Source organism: Runella sp. MFBS21 (assembly GCF_029433105.1).
Lineage (GTDB): Bacteria > Bacteroidota > Bacteroidia > Cytophagales > Spirosomataceae > Runella.
Map to the genome: position 1 here is coordinate 1 of NZ_JARNTW010000036.1, position 17,524 is coordinate 17,524.

The window sequence follows — 17,524 nt, forward strand, 5'->3', positions numbered from 1 at the left end:
GCTTCTTCCTTGAAGCGCTCGAAATTAAAGGATTCGTCAGTTTTCATTGTGTCTATAAGTTAAAACTAAGTTACTTATTTTCCCCCTTTGATTCAATTTGGGGTGACACAGTTTAGTTTACAATCTCCGTAAGGATTTTTTACCCGCTTCAATAAACTTTGAGGCGGGTATTGCTCGTTCTAAGCTATAATTTTATTTTATGATGTGACCTCTTGATTTTAATTATTTGTGATTTACGATTGAGGTCACTTTTTAAGTTCATGGCAATTCGTGGTGATACAAAAAACCCTTTAAATGAGCAGTTTAAGGGGTTTTTTGTTTATTTTCGCATCGCCCCGCATCACCATAAATCTAAAAATGTTTCAGTAGCTTCGTGATTTTGAGGTGACCTTCATGCGGTGGTGGATGATTTGGTTTTTTAGGAAATGGTAAAAGTGGTGGGGTAGGTAAATACTTCCCTCAGTCCTTTTTCATAAGTACCATGTTGGTGCCTGCGTCGCACGGGCGAACCCATTCTTTCGCCAGTCAAGTTTCAAGGAGCTAAAAAGTCTATCAAGTGCCTATTTATCAGTTAGCTGTTTATTTACTGACTTAACGAAGTCCACCGTAGTACCTGCAATGTCTGCAATTTGCTCAAAAGTCAAGGACATTTTGGAAAGTAAGTTTCTTACAATCCTTTCTTCTGTTTTCTCTTGTCCTTTATCAAGACCTCTTAAAAATAGAACGTCTCTCTCTTCTTTGATGTATTCGGCGATGCTATCCATAGCGTTTTTTAAATTTAGCGGCCCGCCGCAGCGGTTCTAAGTTACGAAGTTGAGCCAAAACACGCAACTGGTTGAAGTACCTATTTAACGAGAAATCTCCTCCGGTAGTTTCCTTGATACGAACAAGTATCTGTTTTAGGGCATTTTCGGGGTTTTCGCCTTTGAAATTTGCCAAAATACCCAATAGTATTTCTTCGGGTTTGTCCGAGTTGAGGAAAATATGATAGTCAAGGGTCGAAAGGGAAACAAGTGGGAAACTGAATTTTAGTCGTTCCCTTTCAAGTTCAGTTGGCATTTTGGGGGTATCTGACCCAAGAAAAATCACAAACTGTTTTACGGTTAACTCATATTTCCTTTCAAGCATGATGAAGTATTCAGCCATTCTGTAAACCATTTTTGGCTCGTCTTTGACTTGAAACTCAATTTGAAGCACAAAAGTGTCACCTTTGATATCAGTTACTTTTTTGAGTACATCAGGCTTTCGTTCTTTGGTATGTTGAATGCGGTCCGCCGCCGCGGTCATCAGGCAGTTCTTCCATAGAAACAGCAGTAATTTCAAGTACATTTTGCATGATGCTTGAAATTACTGCCTCGATATTCTCTTTAAAAATCTTGTCATATTGTGCGGATTGTCGCTCACTTGATTGACGTTTTTTCTTTTTTGCTTCCATAAAGCAAAATTACTAAAAATACAGGACATCAAAACATGGACGTTTTCTCAATTTTACCACTAAAAACATGAATAAAAAACATTGAATCAATTTTATACTTACCATTGGGAGCACTCTTGCCATTTTGTAATACAAAACCTTGAATTGCTTATTTAAGGTTTTTTTGTTTATTTTCGCATCATCGTCAACTCATTTTTAATGATATCAAGTTGGTGCCCAGTAGTGTCATTTTTGTTGAATAGTACCAAATCTAAGGTATTGCCTTGGTCGCCGTATTTTGTGGGTTTAATTATTGCGAAATCAAAGTATTTATTCTTTCCCCATAATACAGTTTTTAGGTCACTAAGCTCTTGTGGAATAAATATCCAACATATGAGCGCATTTTGTATTTTAATAAAACCTTAAAGAATTATTGGCTTATAGCTTAAACATTTGTCCACAATCTCCTCAATTGTTAGGTTGTAAGTCGAAATATCAAATGTCCTTGCATTATAATTTTCAGGATAATAAAACAAGTTAGCTCCGCTCGGGTGGGGTACATTTTTATTAAACAAATCTATTATTTCCTCAATTTCTTCCTCCGTACCTTCACAATTTACAATTCTCTTTCCAAGTTCAATTAATTCGTTCCTTGTCATGCGTATGTTGTTTTAAATGACGGCTAACGGAGAAGCATTTATGCAGGGCGGGCTTAGTAGCACTACCGTTTCCACATTCCACACGCACAAAGCTCATAGAAAGCACAAAAGTTCAATTTAGCACGTCTGCCCGCCTTGCCACAAATGTGATGTTGTGCGTTTGCCTTTCTTGTTCTACGTTTTTAGTGTTTCAAAAGTCTATAAATAATAAAGATAAGTGCTACAATTATTGTTCCCGAACTTAGCCAAATTGTTGTAAGTAGATTTTTTTGTCGTTTGATAATTTCACTTGTTCGTTTGTCAAGTTCAGAAGTCAATATGTCTTTGATTTTGATAGTTTCTTGCTCAATTAGTTGCTTTATTTCTGATTTATTTTCTACAAGTTTTATGCGTACTGTTTCTTCAAAATCACGATAGAATTGCTTATTTTCTTTTCGTAAGTTTTCAACGATTTCCGTTAAAGACTTTTCAAAAGCCTTGTTTAGTTGCTTGATTTCGTCAAGTTTCGTAGTTAAAAGGCTTTGAATGTCCGATTTGTTCTTGCTATATTGATTTTCAATTTCAACAATATTCTTTTTAATCTCGTTTTGAAAGTCTTGGTATTGTTTCAGAACTGACTGTAAAGTTTTGTTGCTGTCTTGGATTTTAGAAACAACAGTTTCATAATCATTGGCAAGTTTCTTGATTTCTTGATGAACTTCGCCAATAGATTTAAGTTTTGACACTTCTTTGTCAAACTCTGCTAAGGTGCTGTCAAATTTTTGCAAGTTGTTCATAAAATCGTTGGTTTGTTGCTTTCAATGATTTCAACTTGTCTGTTAAAACATCTCCAAGCAAGTAAATAATATTAAATTTTTCTGCCAAAAACTCTAACTTTTCAGGGTAAAATTTGATAATTGATTTTGCTAATTTATACTTGTTTTCTTCTGAAAGGTACAAGCCTAAACTTATCATTTTTTCAATGATAATATCCTGTTCTTTGGCTGAAAGCAAATCTTTGGATTGTGAAATAGCGTTTTCTAAACGTGGCTTTCCGTCTGTATCTTCGTAACCATCAAGAAATAAACGAATAAAACCACTAATCAGGTTTAAACCAATATTTGAACGATAGCTTTCTAAAAAACGGCTAAGGCTGTCTTTAAGAATAGAAAACTCTTGATTTCTTGCATATAAATCAAGAGTTTCAGGCAAATATATTCTTTCCTTTTTATTCTTTCCATTCTCATCTAATTCTTGTAACACTTTATCAACGTAGAAAATCTCAAACCATTTTTCAAACTCTTTCGGGTTTTCTGCAATATGTTGAATGATAAAAGTCGTTTCTGTAAATTTGAAATACGTGTCAATACGTGCCTTAAATGCTTCGCTGTTGTCAAACTCTGAACACCAATCGGACAAGGTTTTTATAGATTGTCTGCGTGTATAAACTATGTTATCCCAAGTCCATTGCAGTAAATACCAAATAGATTTATCCGTTGTGGTGGTTTTATTGACTGCTTTTACTTTGGTTTCTACATCTGTCAATGGCTCGTATTTGTGAATATACCTTGCCAAACTTTCCAAAGCATTTTTTTCTGTAAATTGGTTAAATTCAACTTCGTAATGCGTAACAAAATCGGTTGTCCAATCTTTGACAACACCTAATAAACTTAGTCTGTAAATGCCTTTTTGTATTTCATTTTCGTTAGCATAAATGGTTTTTTTAAAATTTCTTTGGCTGTATGTTCGTAGGTCATTCTTGGCGTTATCCCAAAATATTTTTTTTGTGGTTTTGGCTTGGAAATAAGTATCAATTAAAAACTTAACTATTATAAAGTCTTCTTGTATATCCCTTTGCCCTTGCATAAACAAAAAGATAATACGAAAAATATCCTTGCCGCCAAATCCTACTTTTTTGTTAATTTCTGCAATGCGTGTGATGCTTGTTTCAGGTGCAAAAATTTCATCAACTAACTGTTTATCAAATGTTTCGTGAGAATGAAACACAAAGCATTTGGCTTTTTTGCTTTTGTTTTTTGGGTCGTTTTTATCCCATCTGCCTGCTCTGCCTGCTTCTTGGTATAGGGCTTCTACTGAACTTGGCAAACCATAATGAAAAGTATAATGAATATTTTGTTTATCAATGCCCATTCCAAAGGCTTTGGTGGCTATCATCAAAGGAAAGTCATTTTTTTTGAAAGATTTTTGAACATCTTTTTTATACCTTTTAAAGTCATCTTCATTCATTACAGGCAAATCTTGCCCGATTAAAATTTGAAACCATTTTGGGTTTTTTGTTCCTTTTACTTCATAAAGTTTGTCATTCAAACATTTGTCAATTAAATGTTTTTCAAATCCTTCACTTTCAAGATGTTTTTGTACTCTTTCTCTTACCTTTTCGGCATTTCCAGCAACTATATTATCAACCAAAATTTTTGTGCTAAAACTTGGTGTATCACCAGAATACCATTTTACTTTATGCCTGTAAATCGTATTGAGTTTGTTGGAAACTGTATAACAACCGAACTCACCATTTACATTAGGCGTAAATGCTAAACCTGCATTATTTGAATGGTCTAAAAAGTCATCTTTACGATTTAGTTCATCTAATTTTTGTTTTAAGATTTCCCATTTTTGCCCTTTGTCATTGATTACTTCAAAGTGCAGTTCTTTTCTGCTGTAATCTAACAATGTTTTTACATTTTCATCTTTGAGTTTGAACTCTATTTTTACATCTTTCAACACATTTACAGATGCTGTGGCTGTAAGCCCAATAAACTTAGTATCAGGACAATATTTTTCTATCGTATTGGCTAAATTCAAATAGGAAGTTCTAAAATCGTGTCCCCATTCCGACAAACAATGTACTTCGTCTATTACCGCATAAGCAATAGAAAAATTAGCGTTTACAGATGCTAAATATTCTCTGAAAGTCTTAATTTGAAACCTTTCAGGCGAAACCCAAATAAACAAATACTTGCCTTGCGAAAAGTCAAATTGTATTTTCTCTTTTTCCGCAGAAGTTAAATCACCTGAAATAAAATTTGTGTTGGTAACTAACGAATTATTTAAGTTGTCTTGTTGGTCATACATCAACGATTTTATAGGACAAACCACAAAATTGATACTTGGTTGCAACAAACAAGGTAATTGATAACAAATTGATTTACCGCCACCTGTGGGTAAAAGTCCAATAGTATCATTTCGTTGTAAAGCATTTACAATGATTGGGAATTGCCCTTCTCTAAAATCAGGCTTTTCAAAAATATTTTGTAAGAAGAAACGCAAAGCACTTTTATCTTGTTCGTTATCACTTACGATTTCATATTTTAGTGGCTCGGTAGTGCTTGCCCTAAAATAATTTTTCTCTGCACCAAAGTAATCTGTTCGCACATAAATTTTATCAGGATAAAGTTCGTTTTCGTCTGTGTATCTTTTGAAAAGGCTAAAATCAATAGGAATAAAATCCTTGTGAAAAACTACTCTATTTTCGTTTTGGTAAGTTTTAATCTCAGTTTTAGGTTTTTGAAAGTTCAATTTGCCAAGTTGGCAAAGGTTTTCAAGCCACAAAAACAAATCTTGTATGGCTAATTCTGCAAAGCCTTTTATATCTCTTTCTAAGATATTGAATTTCCAAGCCTTGTCATTGATTGAAATGTAATCGTTAATCAAAAGGTCTAAAACCAATAGTTGAAAACGAATAATGGCGGTTGGCAAAAATTTAGCACGATATTCATAATCTGAAATATCATTATTTTTAATTTTTGCATACGCATTTTTGTAGAAAAGTAGTTTCTTTTCATTTTCTGCTAAATGCTTGATTATTTCGTTGATTTTAGCCTTGAAAGTTCCGTTTCGTAATTCATTTGTTGTAATTCGGACTGTCTTAATGCCTTTTGAAGTTAAGTAGTTATCTCTTATACTGTCCTTAACTCTTGTAACATCACTGTCTTTGTGGTGTTGTCCGTCAATCTCAATAACCAATTTTACTTGTGGTAAGAAAAAATCAACTTGTTGGCTTATAAAATCCTTGTTGTATTCTCCTGTCAATTCGTTAATTTCTACTTCGGGAAAAATAAGGAACTGCACAAAAGCATATTCTCCAAAGTGTTGTGGAATAATTTGCTCAAAAAATGTTTTTGCAGGAAAATAATTATTGGCTGTGTCGCCTTTTATAGTATTATGCCAAATAGGTGTTTCGGTGTCTATTAAAACGAATAAGTTTTCTTTGTTAAAATCGTTTTGTTTGTGAATTTCCCCTATTTCGTCTTGAAGATATTTTGATAGGATTGTCGGAAAGCCACGTTGCAAAAGGTTTTTCACAACAAAGTACACCGATAAGTATTCGGACTTTATCTGGTTGTCAACCAAATTCTGTATCACAAAATTTGGGTTAGTGAAAGCATAATTTGCCGTGTATTTCTTTTGCATTGGTTGTCTTTTAAGGTAACGCACAACGGGTAGGGAATAGACACCTCCTTCCTCACCTACACCCCAAATATACCCACTTTAAACAAAATATACCTAGCGATATTATGCAAATTTTTCCCCAAAATGGGTAAAAAATAAAGAGATATGGCGTTTTTAGGGAAAAATCGCCATTTTGCTATTATGGGGTAGTTGAAAAAGCGTAGTTTTTGGCTAAGAATTTGGGGAAGATACTATCACAATTTTTGCTCGGGAGTGCAAGCTTTATTGAGTAGCTATACACCAAAAGTTTTGCGGGTAGAAGTGATTCTGGATTGGAGGGGGATTCCGCTATTAAAGAAAGAGAATAAAGTGGCAGGAGTGTGTTTGCAGATACTAGGTTAATCCCTATTTTTAAGCAAAAGGGTTTAATTCAAATTCAGAATAATAGCAAAGCTATCATTCTGAATTTGAATTTTTGTGATGTATTTAATGGCTGTGTATTGGGTTGAAAATCATCCGGTATTTTGGGGTGATAAGCCCGCTAAGAAATACCAAGGGAAGATTCTATCAAAAATGAGTTTGGAATGGATGAATTTTTTCTTTTTATGTTGCGATACGGGGCCACTTCCAGGCATAATGGATAATTAGACAAAGAAGAACGACTTGTATCACCGCCCCAACTACCATGTGTATCCAAGCCTCGCCTGCCAAATTAAACAATATACAAGGAATATTTACCGCCGCAGCAATGATATTTGTCCAGCGATTTACGTTAGGCGGCAGGGCTACAGAAAGAAAAATCATCAGTGCCGGAATTGCCACTAAGGCGAGTGCTACCAACAAAAATCCTTGCGTAATATCAAATACAAACACCCTCCCTTTCAGAATACTTTCTATATTGCTCGGCATATATAAGGCAAAGTAATCAAGATAGATAATCAGAAACATTAAACTCGTCCACAGCGTAGCAAGTTTCAATTTTACGTTGACCTTGATGTCTTCCAATGAGTTTTGCGTATTCATAAGTCATCATTTAAAAATTAAACCCAAAATGAAAACCCGGTTCTCCCAAAACAAATTTTGACCATTTGTCGTCTAGCTGCTTAAACCCTGCGGGCAGGGTGGTGTGATAAGCACGGTGGGTAATTGCAAGGGAGGGCTGAATAAAAAATTTATCCTTAAAAAGTTTGATGTGATAACCCACGCGGTAAGTATTGAAAATCTGAAATCCATTGTCAATTTTTTTGCCGTCATTATTTACAAAAATTTGCCAAGTGGGCATTACATTAAGTTCGGCATAGATACCTTTCCACAAAAACCGTTGGTAAGCCACCGAAACGCCATATTCACGAACATACCCAGGAAATTTTTCTTCTGGCTTTCCGTATGATTTGTTGAAAAACGGGTGAATACCATTCGGCCAAGCATATTTCCAAGTTTTTGGTTCTAAGGTGATTACGTCTTTTCCGGTAATACGATAACCTACGTTGAGCTGAGCGAAGTTGGGGGGATTGGTAGTAGCCAAATTGCCCAATAAAAATACCGTGCTGCCCACAAACCACCGTTTGTAATCACTGTCTTGTTTGTCATATTGGGCGTTTGCTTGTACACTACTCGCCCATACGAAGGCAAGCGTAATCCATAAAATTTTCTTTTTCATGTCTGTTTTAATTGATGTTAAACGATGCTACAAAAGTAGATTAGCGATACGCTTAAAATCGTTCACTTAAGTTAAGAAAGGATTTAGTGTTTGTGTTTTTTTGCGGTTTGAGATACCTACAATCAATCGTATGTTGACCTTCAGAAACCTTAAAACTTAAATCCAAAATCAAGGCCGGGTTGAATAAAGGAGTTGGGCCATTTTTGTTCTACGGCCTTAAAAGATGCTGGAACATTAGTTCTTAGAGGCCAATAACTAATTCCGATGGCTGGCTCAAAAAAGAAGCGGTTTTTAAAAAACGTAAACTGATAGCCTATATAGAAGTCTAGGTATAACGTGAATCCATTTCCGATTTTTTTCTTATTCTGATCGAAATATTTTTCAAAAGCATTCAGTGCATACAGGGAGGTATAAGCTCCTTTCCACCAAAACCGCTGATAGCCTATTTGAGGAGCAATGATGCGGGCATGTCCGGGGTAGTTTAGGCCGGGTGCATCAAATGAAGGCCCAAAGGGAATACCTAATGGCCAAGCATAAATAGACCTTTTAAATCTAAATTGAATAACATCTTTGGGGGTTATCCTGTAGCCCGCATTTAATTGTATGTATTCGGGATTGTTTGTTTTATCAAAATTGCCTAACATCAAAAGCGAACTCCCCACAAACCACTTTTTGTAGGGGCGGTCTTGACTGGCATTTTGTGCTTTAACAAGCGGAGTGCTTGTGATGATTAAGGTCAAAGCGAACAATAAAATCTTCTTTTGCATATCTGTTTTCATGGATGTTAAACGATACTGCAAAGGTAGATTGAGGCATTGCCTCCTCTCGTTCACTTAAGTTAAGAAATGCACTTTAGCTTCTATCTTTCTCTAAAATTCTGGCTCGTAACCTGCTTAATGATTGCGGTTTGATACCTAAATAGCTCGCTAGTTGGTGTTGTGGTACACGCTGAATAAGGTCGGGTCTTTTTTGTATTAAGTTGAGGTATCGTTGTTCGGGCGAAGAGGTTTTAAACTCGTCAAAGTCGATTCGTTGTTTGGCTAAGAGTTCTTCTGACAGTATTCTACACATGATGTCAAACTTGGGGAATTTACTGTTGACTTCTACTTCCATGTCCGAATTTGAAACCGTAAGAATACAGTCTTCTACGCAACTTATATAGTATTCGGACGGAGTTTTGCTTATTACACAAGGGGGTGTCAAAGCTTCCATTTCGGTATAAAAAGCCGTGGTTTTTTCTTCACTATCCAGTAGGTAATAGGTTCGGATACAGCCTTTTAGGATAAAGTAGCTATCTTTCGATTTTTGGCCTTCTTTGAGGAGAATTGTCCCTTTTTTTACCGAACGAAATAAGTCCAAAGAGACGATGGCGTTCCATTCCTCTTCTGTCAGAGAGATGTATTTTGATATGAAGTCAAATAGTATGTTTTGCATTATGTTTTCTGTTATCACGGTTGTTTGTTACGCTGTTTTTTTGGCTGTGCTGTGTCAATAACTATTGCTTGGTTTTTAACCTTCCAATGTAAATGATTAAATGTCTTATTATGTAGTTTGTTTTTCTGAGTTTTCCAAAAAAGCTTACTTTGTTATGAACTAAATCGGACAAATCTTTACATCCCTCATGGTTTCCTAACTCGTTTCTGTCCAAAATGCCAAAGGGGGGGCAATGAGTAATCAAAAGGTTTTTCTACAATAAACACCAACGTTTTGGGACTTGGCGAGGACGCGGATTTCGAAGCGTCCCGTGATAGCCCAAAAATAGTCTTTAAATTGTACTGTTTAAATAAAAAGAGTATCTAAACAGTTGCCAAAAATAAATTAAAAGAGAAAGCTAAGTTGCGCTATGACCTAACGCTGATTATTTGAGTTGGAAGAATTCTATATCAGTTGCTTTTAAAGGCATACCTGATATAGTCAGTGTACCGTGACCTTCTTGATAAGGATTGGAGGGAATATACCTGCTTAGGAAGTTTTGTCAGAGAAAGGGAATTGAAAGCATCTTTCGCATCAAGGTGCTTTCGATATTGCCTTGAATGCTGTGCAAGATGAGCATTGACTAAATGCAATGTTGTATAAAAGAATTAAAAGTAGCTTTAGAAAAAATGCGGGAAGCATAGGAGTGTGTGTTAATGTAGCAAAGCCAAAAATAGGAAGTAGGTAGTAAAATAAGTTTGTTTAGGCCAATTTCGGCCTAAACAAACCCAAGCATCACTATTTTATCGCATTATAAAATCGCAGGATTTCGGAATGATAGCGTTGGGGTTCTTCCCAAGCAGGGTCGTGGCCCGATTTTTCAAATTCTGTATATTCTTTTTTCGGTGCTTTTAAAAGGTCAAAGTAAGCTTTGGCCAAGGGCGTGGGGTTGATATAATCAAATTTGCCTGCGATAAAAAATACCGGAACTTTGACTTCGGAGACTTGTTTTCTCAAGTCAAAATTGTTGAAATCCGGGTCATTTACAATGTGTTCGTTGGTAAAGTTAGCGGCTGTCAGATAGTTTTCTTTTTCGGTAGGCGTATATTCGTCTGAGTTCTGAAAATTGGCGTAAAGGTCTTCTACCGAAAATCCGTCGTATATCTGCTTGTTGAGTTCTAAGAGAATATATTTTTGGAGCGAAAAAGCATCGGGCATACTGTACATTGTACGATAATCTCCACCCTTGGGCGCACCGATAGCTTCTAGCTGTTGTACAAACTCCTGATTTTTAAGTTCTTTGGCTTTCGTTAAGCTATATTGGTAGGATTGGAGTTCGCCCTCGGCAGCGGCTACTTCTTGGCCCGTTCCGACAAATGCCATAAAATGTTCGGGATATTTTTGAACGGCCAACATCCCTAATCGTGAGCCCCACGAATGTCCTACCAACAAGATTTTGTTGGTTTTCAATCTTTGTTTGAGGTATTTGGCCAAGACCTCTACATCACTCACCAATTTTTGAACTTTGATTTCGGCAGCAGGGAAATTGGGCGTATAAGATTTACCCGCGTTGCGTTGATCCCAATACACCACCGTAAAGTCTTTTTCGAGGTCTTTATTATACTTTCTAAGCCCCCCAATTTCGGACACGCCTGGCCCCCCGTGAAGGTGAAGCAAAACAGGTTTTTTGTCATTTTCTCCTCTTATCATTACAAACTGTTTGGTGCCATTGATGTCCAAATATTTGGATTCCGAAATCGCCACAATCGGCGCAGTTGAATCTTTGGTTTGGCAGTGAAATAGGCATAATGTTACCAATAATAAAAAAAGAGTTTTCATGGTTGTTAATCTTTTAAGTGATTGATTTGTAGATGTTTATTTTGGTGAAGAAATAAAGCATTACAAAGGTAGAGGCCCTGTGTTGGGAATTCATTGACTTTGGTTAAGAAATAAAATCCCCAAGCTCCTAGTCAGAAAAGGAGCTTATACATCACAATACAATATGGTGGGAGGGGGCTTTTTGGCGGGAAAGTAGACAAATACTTTTACCTTTATTTTGAGAAATTACCAACCGTTATGAAAAGACTATTTTTATTGATATTTGTCGTTTTGATAGGACAAGCCTATACCTATCCTCAAGCTGCCAATACAGCAGCGAGAAGCGGATTGCAAAAAAATAAAAGCAAGCGTGTGCAGGCCGAGCAAGTCTATATATGCCTCAGTAAGAGAGCTTATGCTTATCATGCTTACAGGTGTCGTGGGCTCAATCGGTGCAAAGCCGAGACAAGCGCTGTTAGTGTCTCAAAAGCTCACAGCATGGGTTATGTGCCTTGCAAAATTTGCTACTGAGACGCTCCTTATTTAAAATAAAGCAAAGGGCGTAGTAAGACATCAAACTGAATATCTTCTTCTTCCTGCCAATGCCGCGCTTTTTGTTCTTCTTGTGCTCTTAGATGCTGCACAATTAATATCATTTCGTTGCCTTTTTTGCCTTGCTGTTCGGGAGGAAGTTGATTGTATTCTACTTGTTTGGTCCAGGAGAAAAGCTCTGTTTTGGCGTCATAAATGCCTATTGGGATTTTTCGCCTACTACGTATACATTTTTGTACAACCGTATCGGCTTCCAAGCGTGTGGCATAAGACATTTGATGATACTTTCCTTTGGTTTTATATAAAATTGAAAAACGGTTCATGACGATGAAAGTTTTGGATGAGAATTTCCAAACAAAGCACCCAACGAGAATATCGCTAAGGCGTATTACGAGCGCGTGCTGATAAGTTTGGAATCAAATAAATGAAAAGAGCGTCCTAGATTGTTTAAAATAAGTATGTGTTTTAGGAGCTTAGTGAATGAGAAAAGAAGGCTATCTCAATACTTAAAAACTGTAAAAAATAAAGAAGTCTCTATTTTTAGATTGTTTTGATGAATATAACAAATATACGATTTTTGGCGGTATATAGTTCTTTTAGAGGTGCTTTTTTTAAATGTATTACTGTTTTGTAATAAAAAAAGGAATAAGTAAATATAAATATTCTTGTATTTTATTGAGATGTATGAATAACAAGGCTGAGGCTTAATAAAAAAAACCTTGCTGATACAGGAGGAATCAGCAAGGGAACAGAATGAGATCCTATTCTTAATCGTCGATAGATTGATAAATCATCTGACGGAAAAGGTTATTGAGGTTGTCGCCGCTACTTTGGGTTTGCTTCATTATCACGCCGATGACTTTTTCTTTGGGGTCAGCAAAATAGTTGGTGTTGAAATAGCCACCCCACTCAAAAGTGCCTGCACTGCCTTTGGCACCTTTTTCTTCACCAGCTTTGTTGAGAAGTCCAAATGCCAATCCGTGCGAAGAGTTGGCTTTTTCTCCGCCTAGAAGCTCACCTACTTGATTGCTCAAAATAGTCTCGATGGTTTTGCGGCTCAAAAATCTTTTGCCTCCTAATTCGCCACCGTTGAGATACATCAAGAGAAAAGTCGCATAATCTTTGGCGGTACTCGACAGACCAGCTCCTCCCGAAAAGAATGTTTTGGCTCCTTTGATAGGGTAGTCGGTATCGTAAAAAGTGTTGGGATAACGCACCCATTTACCATTTTGAGGTTTTTGAATAGCCACTAGCCGTGAAGCTTTGGAGTCGGGCAGATAAAAATAGGTATCATTCATGGAAAGAGGCTCGAAAAGTCGTTTTCTTAGAAACTCATCGAAAGGCATCCCCGACATAATCTCAATAAAATAGCCTAACACGTCTAGTCCTTCCGAATAAAGATACTTTTCACCGGGATGATGATGCAAGGGCAGTTTGGCTAGTTTCTTGATATTGTCACTGATTTTGACAGGCTCGGTGGTAAACAAATCCACAATACCCGCTTTGTGATACAAGGCTTTGAATTTTTCGTCACTATCAATCACTCCGTATCCTATGCCTGATGTATGAGTGAGTAAGTGCCGTATCGTGATTTCTGATTTAACGGGCTCAGTGGTATAGGTACTGTCTTGAAACTTAAAAGTTTTGAGAACAGTCTGGTTTTTAAATTCTGGAATATATTTTGAAATAGGGTCGTCGAGCTGAAATTTCCCTTCCTCCCAAAGCATCATGACGGCAGTAGAAGTAATGGCTTTAGACATAGAAGCAATTCGAAAAATATCGTCGCGTTTGAGAGGGCGATTGGCTTCATTGTCGGCCAGGCCAAAAGCTTTGTGATACACAATCTTTCCATTGCGAGCAATCAACGCCACCACGCCGGGTACATGGCCTTGAGTGACGCTATTTTGCAATACTCCGTCGAGGCGCGATAATCTTTCGGCCGACATACCGACGGTTTCGGCGGCGGCTTCAGTGAGAGGAGGAGAGTTTTTAAGGGATTTGGTTTGGGCAAATACTTGGGAAGTAGCCACAAAGATACACGACAAAAAAAGGGCAGAATGCTTCATAGTCAATGCTTGAATATTTATAACACTATCAAGTATTAGATGCCTTAATTTTACTGATGATGTGGATAAATCTCACTTGATTGTGGATAAGTCTTAAAAAAACAAATGGGTGCGGAATCATTCCGCACCCATTCTTGATTCTTGAAAAGCTAATGAGTTAATATTTAGCTGGTTGATTAGGCTTAGGAGTTGATTTTTTGATAAACTCCCGAATGTCTTCATTGGCACTTTGAAGGTCTTCTTTGCGAAGATACATCATGTGACCGCTGCGGTAGCCTTTCCAGTTCATACGCGATTTGAGTTTGCCACTTGGGTCCATTTGCCACATGTTGTATTGGGCATTGAAATAGTCGCAAGCACCGTCATAGTAGCCCGATTGTACCAACAAATGCAAGTACGGATTTTGGGCCATTGCTTGGCGAAGGTTCTCGCCCGTTTGGTCGTTAGAGCGGTCCCAAGGACTTACCGGGCCAAACATATAGTATTTCAAATCTGTCTTGTAGTTTAGCTCATTGCGCAAATAGCTGTTGATAGCAGGTGTAAACGAATGTAGCCAAGAAGTAAGTTCGGAATTGAAATCGGGTTTATCACCGGCGTCTTTGCGGTCGATTCCCTTATAACGCGAATCCAACCGACCTACGGTGTAACCTTCCTCGCGCAGCAGTTCTTTCCAAAAATACTGCAAAGGCACGCTCAAATCATTTTGCATAACCACTTTTTCCGAAACCCCAATGTAGCGTGCCAATTTAGCGGCGATTGTTTTTTTCTTGGCAGGGTCTAAAAATCCTCCCATGCTTACGGCAGGAAGCAACTCATTGACGGCAAAATTTTCTACCTCAGGTAAAAATGCTGTCAAATCTTTTTGTTGAAGCTCAGGGCTAAGTTTTTTGTGATACCAAGCCGTAGCTGCACAATAGGGCACTCTCAGTGCTGCTTCCGATGCCGGCCCACGATCGATACCGAGGGTAGTGGGGGAGACGAGTATGACGCCGTTGATGTACATCCATTGCGCGCTTTGGAGTTCGAGGGCCAAACCTGATACCCGAGTAGTACCGTAGCTTTCGCCAATAAGATACTTGGGTGATTCCCAGCGATTGTTGCGAGTTACAAACGTCCGAATCCATTCGGCCAAATACTTGATGTCGGCATTGACCCCAAAAAATTTGGAAGTAGGAATATCCTTACTTGTAGGGCGTGAGTAACCTGTATTGACAGGGTCAATAAATACAATATCGGCTACATCTAAGATAGAATAAGGGTTTTTCTTATATCCATACGGTTGCACAGGATAGCCCTCATCGTCGATATTGAGAAGAGCAGGGCCTGTATAAGCTAAGTGCATCCACACGGAGGCCGTTCCAGGACCTCCATTGAATGAAATTACCAGAGGACGGTTGGCTTTGTCTTTGACGTCGGTTCGTTCATAATACATATAAAAAAGCCCTGCCATCGCTTTGCCGTTTTCGTCCCACACAGGCATCATACCGGTAGTCGCTTTGTAAGGTACTTTTTGACCTTTTACAGTTACGTCATTTTCGGTTACTACAAAAGAATCTGGATTAAAAGGAATCGTTTCAGATGATTTTTCTTCCTTGGCTGCGGGGGCGGCTGCCGAGGGTGGTGGTGGTGCTTGTCGTTCAGATTGACGTTGTTGGGCATTTACCCCCAAAAAATGAAGGCTGAGAAGAGCGGAAAAAAGTAGCGTTTTTTTCATAAAGGATTTAGTTTGTGAGTAAATTTTTAGGTAGAAATCGTTGATAATGAAGTTAGATTAGATTTTAAAGTTGCAATAAAATACACAAACTATCAAAATAAAAATGATATAGCTTTAATTCTCAAAAATGCCTTTATAGAGGGTTTTTGACGCGATTAAAGCGATGATTTCGTAGGGCGTTTAGAAGAGAAAGTCTACTTTTGTAGAATCTTTTTTAGGTTTACAATTATGCAAATATACGACGTACTTATAGTAGGGGCGGGGCCTTGTGGTTTGGCGGTAGGAATTGAAGCCGCAAAAGCAGGTCTGAGTCATCTGATATTGGAAAAAGGAAGTATTACGGAGTCGATTCGGCGCTACCCCAAACGGATGCGTTTTTTTTCAACAGCCGAAAATATCGAAATAGGGGGCATTCCTTTTCCTATTTCGGATGTAAAAGCCAATCGAAGCGAAGCTTTGCAGTATTACCGTAAAGTGGCGGCTTATTATCATCTCAATTTTCAGCTTTTTACGGAAGTTTCTCATGTAGAAAAAAAAGAGGAAATTTTTGAAGTCTATACCTTACAAGGAGTGACTTACTATGCCAAAAAGGTGGTCATTGCGACGGGCTATTTTGATTTTCCTCGGCATTTGGGAATTGCAGGAGAGGAGTTACCTCATGTGTCGCATTATTATGACGAACCTTTTTTGTACTCTTTTTCAAAAGTAGTCATTGTGGGAGCGGCCAATTCGGCAGTAGAGGCAGCATTGGAGCTGTATCGTCACGATGTAGATGTGACGATTGTTCACCGAGGAGAGGATTTTCGGCCAACGGTTAAATATTGGCTAGTGCCCGATGTCAAAAATCGGGTGAAAGAAGGAAAAATCAAAACTCGTTTCAATAGTCTCACTAAAGCGATTGAAGATAAGCGTGTTTTGATTGAAAACACGATAACGGGCGAAGAGGAATGGGTTGAAGCAGATTTTGTGCTGATGTTGGTAGGCTATGTTCCTGATGCCTCTTTGTTGGAGCGCTGCGGGGTAGAGCTTAAGCAGCCGAGTTTGGTGCCTGTTTATGATTCTACTACTTACGAGACAAACGTACCTGGATTGTATTTATGTGGTACCGTAGTCGCTGGGATACATACCGAAAAGGTATTTATCGAAAATGGGCGAGACCATGCTGCTGCTATTGTGGACCACATAGCAGGGCGTGAAATCAGGAAAGTAAAAGAATTGATTGACCGAATTTAATAAAACCCTCCTCTACCGAAAGTAGGGGAGGTTAGGATTCTTTGGTGAAATCCTCGACGAGCTGCTCGGCTTTAGCCAAAGCGGTCGATAGGTCATCATTAACCAAAATCACATCAAAGCGGTCTTGAAAAGACATTTCAAACTTTACTTTGAAGAGTCTTTTAGAAAGACTATCGGGGGTTTCGGTACCTCGTGCCATGAGGCGTTCTTTGATAGCTTCTTCGCTAGGAGCTTTTACAAAAATAGCCAAAGCACAATCTCCAAAGTATTCTTTGAGTTTGAGGCCTCCTTTTACATCTACATCAAATACCACGTGTTTTCCTTCCGACCATAATCTTTCGATTTCAGACTTGAGAGTGCCATAATATCCCCCAGGATATACTTCTTCCCATTCCACAAATTCTTTGTTATCAATTTTTTGTTTGAATTCGTCGGGAGTTAAGAAATAATAATCCTTGCCGTGGATTTCGTTACGACCTCGGCGGTCGCGCGTACAGGCGGAGATTGAAAAACCCAAGTTGTTGTACTTGTGGAGGAGGTGTCGTACGATAGTGGTCTTACCAGACCCTGAGGGAGCAGAGAAGATGATGAGTTTGCCTTCCAAAA

The 17,524-nt window shown here is 38.0% G+C and carries 17 protein-coding genes; 2 read left to right on the top strand and 15 right to left on the bottom strand.

The features are described 5' to 3' along the window. Nucleotides 1-560 precede the first annotated feature (560 nt). From P1X15_RS31425 to P1X15_RS31475, 11 genes are all read right to left on the bottom strand, one after another. Nucleotides 561-764, bottom strand: coding sequence for a hypothetical protein (locus P1X15_RS31425; RefSeq protein WP_277342070.1), 204 nt, complete (start codon nt 762-764; stop codon nt 561-563). Then, nucleotides 757-1,287, bottom strand: a complete 531-nt coding sequence (locus P1X15_RS31430) for a hypothetical protein (protein WP_277342071.1) — start codon at nt 1,285-1,287, stop codon at nt 757-759. The genes P1X15_RS31425 and P1X15_RS31430 overlap by 8 nt, the downstream gene beginning before the upstream one ends. Continuing rightward, nucleotides 1,238-1,435 (bottom strand): hypothetical protein, encoded by a 198-nt coding sequence (locus P1X15_RS31435; protein ID WP_277342072.1) that lies wholly within the window; start codon nt 1,433-1,435, stop codon nt 1,238-1,240. Before P1X15_RS31435 ends, P1X15_RS31430 begins: the two co-directional genes overlap by 50 nt. A gap of 401 nt (nt 1,436-1,836) precedes the next feature. Further along, complete coding sequence (locus P1X15_RS31440) at nt 1,837-2,073, bottom strand: bacteriocin immunity protein (RefSeq protein ID WP_277342073.1); 237 nt, start codon at nt 2,071-2,073, stop codon at nt 1,837-1,839. A 182-nt stretch (nt 2,074-2,255) separates the two neighbouring features. Next, on the bottom strand, nt 2,256-2,849 hold the full coding sequence (locus tag P1X15_RS31445) for a hypothetical protein (RefSeq protein WP_277342074.1): 594 nt from the start codon (nt 2,847-2,849) through the stop codon (nt 2,256-2,258). Continuing rightward, a complete protein-coding gene (locus P1X15_RS31450; protein ID WP_277342075.1) occupies nt 2,827-6,483 on the bottom strand; it encodes a DEAD/DEAH box helicase in 3,657 nt (1,218 codons plus the stop codon). The genes P1X15_RS31445 and P1X15_RS31450 overlap by 23 nt, the downstream gene beginning before the upstream one ends. A gap of 582 nt (nt 6,484-7,065) precedes the next feature. Further along, the gene (locus tag P1X15_RS31455; protein WP_277342076.1) at nt 7,066-7,485 is read right to left on the bottom strand and encodes a DUF6326 family protein; all 420 of its coding nucleotides are present in this window, start codon (nt 7,483-7,485) and stop codon (nt 7,066-7,068) included. A gap of 10 nt (nt 7,486-7,495) precedes the next feature. Continuing rightward, the gene (locus P1X15_RS31460; RefSeq protein WP_277342077.1) at nt 7,496-8,122 is read right to left on the bottom strand and encodes a hypothetical protein; all 627 of its coding nucleotides are present in this window, start codon (nt 8,120-8,122) and stop codon (nt 7,496-7,498) included. Nucleotides 8,123-8,271: 149 nt separating this feature from the next. Next, nucleotides 8,272-8,901 carry a hypothetical protein gene (locus P1X15_RS31465; RefSeq protein WP_277342078.1) on the bottom strand — a complete coding sequence of 210 codons (630 nt, stop codon included), beginning with the start codon at nt 8,899-8,901 and terminating at the stop codon, nt 8,272-8,274. A gap of 73 nt (nt 8,902-8,974) precedes the next feature. Then, nucleotides 8,975-9,556, bottom strand: coding sequence for a Crp/Fnr family transcriptional regulator (locus P1X15_RS31470; protein WP_277342079.1), 582 nt, complete (start codon nt 9,554-9,556; stop codon nt 8,975-8,977). 777 nt (nt 9,557-10,333) lie between these two features. Then, nucleotides 10,334-11,374, bottom strand: coding sequence for an alpha/beta fold hydrolase (locus P1X15_RS31475; protein WP_277342080.1), 1,041 nt, complete (start codon nt 11,372-11,374; stop codon nt 10,334-10,336). A 237-nt stretch (nt 11,375-11,611) separates the two neighbouring features. Between P1X15_RS31475 and P1X15_RS31480 the strand changes: the two genes are divergently transcribed. Then, on the top strand, nt 11,612-11,884 hold the full coding sequence (locus P1X15_RS31480; RefSeq protein ID WP_277342081.1) for a hypothetical protein: 273 nt from the start codon (nt 11,612-11,614) through the stop codon (nt 11,882-11,884). 8 nt (nt 11,885-11,892) lie between these two features. Here the strand turns inward: P1X15_RS31480 and P1X15_RS31485 are convergent, their stop codons facing one another. From P1X15_RS31485 to P1X15_RS31495, 3 genes are all read right to left on the bottom strand, one after another. Continuing rightward, nucleotides 11,893-12,228, bottom strand: coding sequence for a hypothetical protein (locus tag P1X15_RS31485; RefSeq protein WP_277342082.1), 336 nt, complete (start codon nt 12,226-12,228; stop codon nt 11,893-11,895). Nucleotides 12,229-12,672: 444 nt separating this feature from the next. After that, nucleotides 12,673-13,971 (bottom strand): serine hydrolase, encoded by a 1,299-nt coding sequence (locus P1X15_RS31490; protein ID WP_277342083.1) that lies wholly within the window; start codon nt 13,969-13,971, stop codon nt 12,673-12,675. A 157-nt stretch (nt 13,972-14,128) separates the two neighbouring features. Continuing rightward, complete coding sequence (locus P1X15_RS31495; protein WP_277342084.1) at nt 14,129-15,685, bottom strand: S10 family peptidase; 1,557 nt, start codon at nt 15,683-15,685, stop codon at nt 14,129-14,131. Between the two features lie 228 nt (nt 15,686-15,913). Here P1X15_RS31495 and P1X15_RS31500 point away from each other — a divergent pair, with 228 nt between their 5' ends. Beyond that, on the top strand, nt 15,914-16,918 hold the full coding sequence (locus P1X15_RS31500) for a YpdA family putative bacillithiol disulfide reductase (RefSeq protein ID WP_277342085.1): 1,005 nt from the start codon (nt 15,914-15,916) through the stop codon (nt 16,916-16,918). A 31-nt stretch (nt 16,919-16,949) separates the two neighbouring features. Here P1X15_RS31500 and gmk read toward each other — a convergent pair whose 3' ends face one another. Then, on the bottom strand, nt 16,950-17,522 hold the full coding sequence (gene gmk / locus P1X15_RS31505) for a guanylate kinase (protein ID WP_277342086.1): 573 nt from the start codon (nt 17,520-17,522) through the stop codon (nt 16,950-16,952). Between the last annotated feature and the right edge of the window lie 2 nt (nt 17,523-17,524).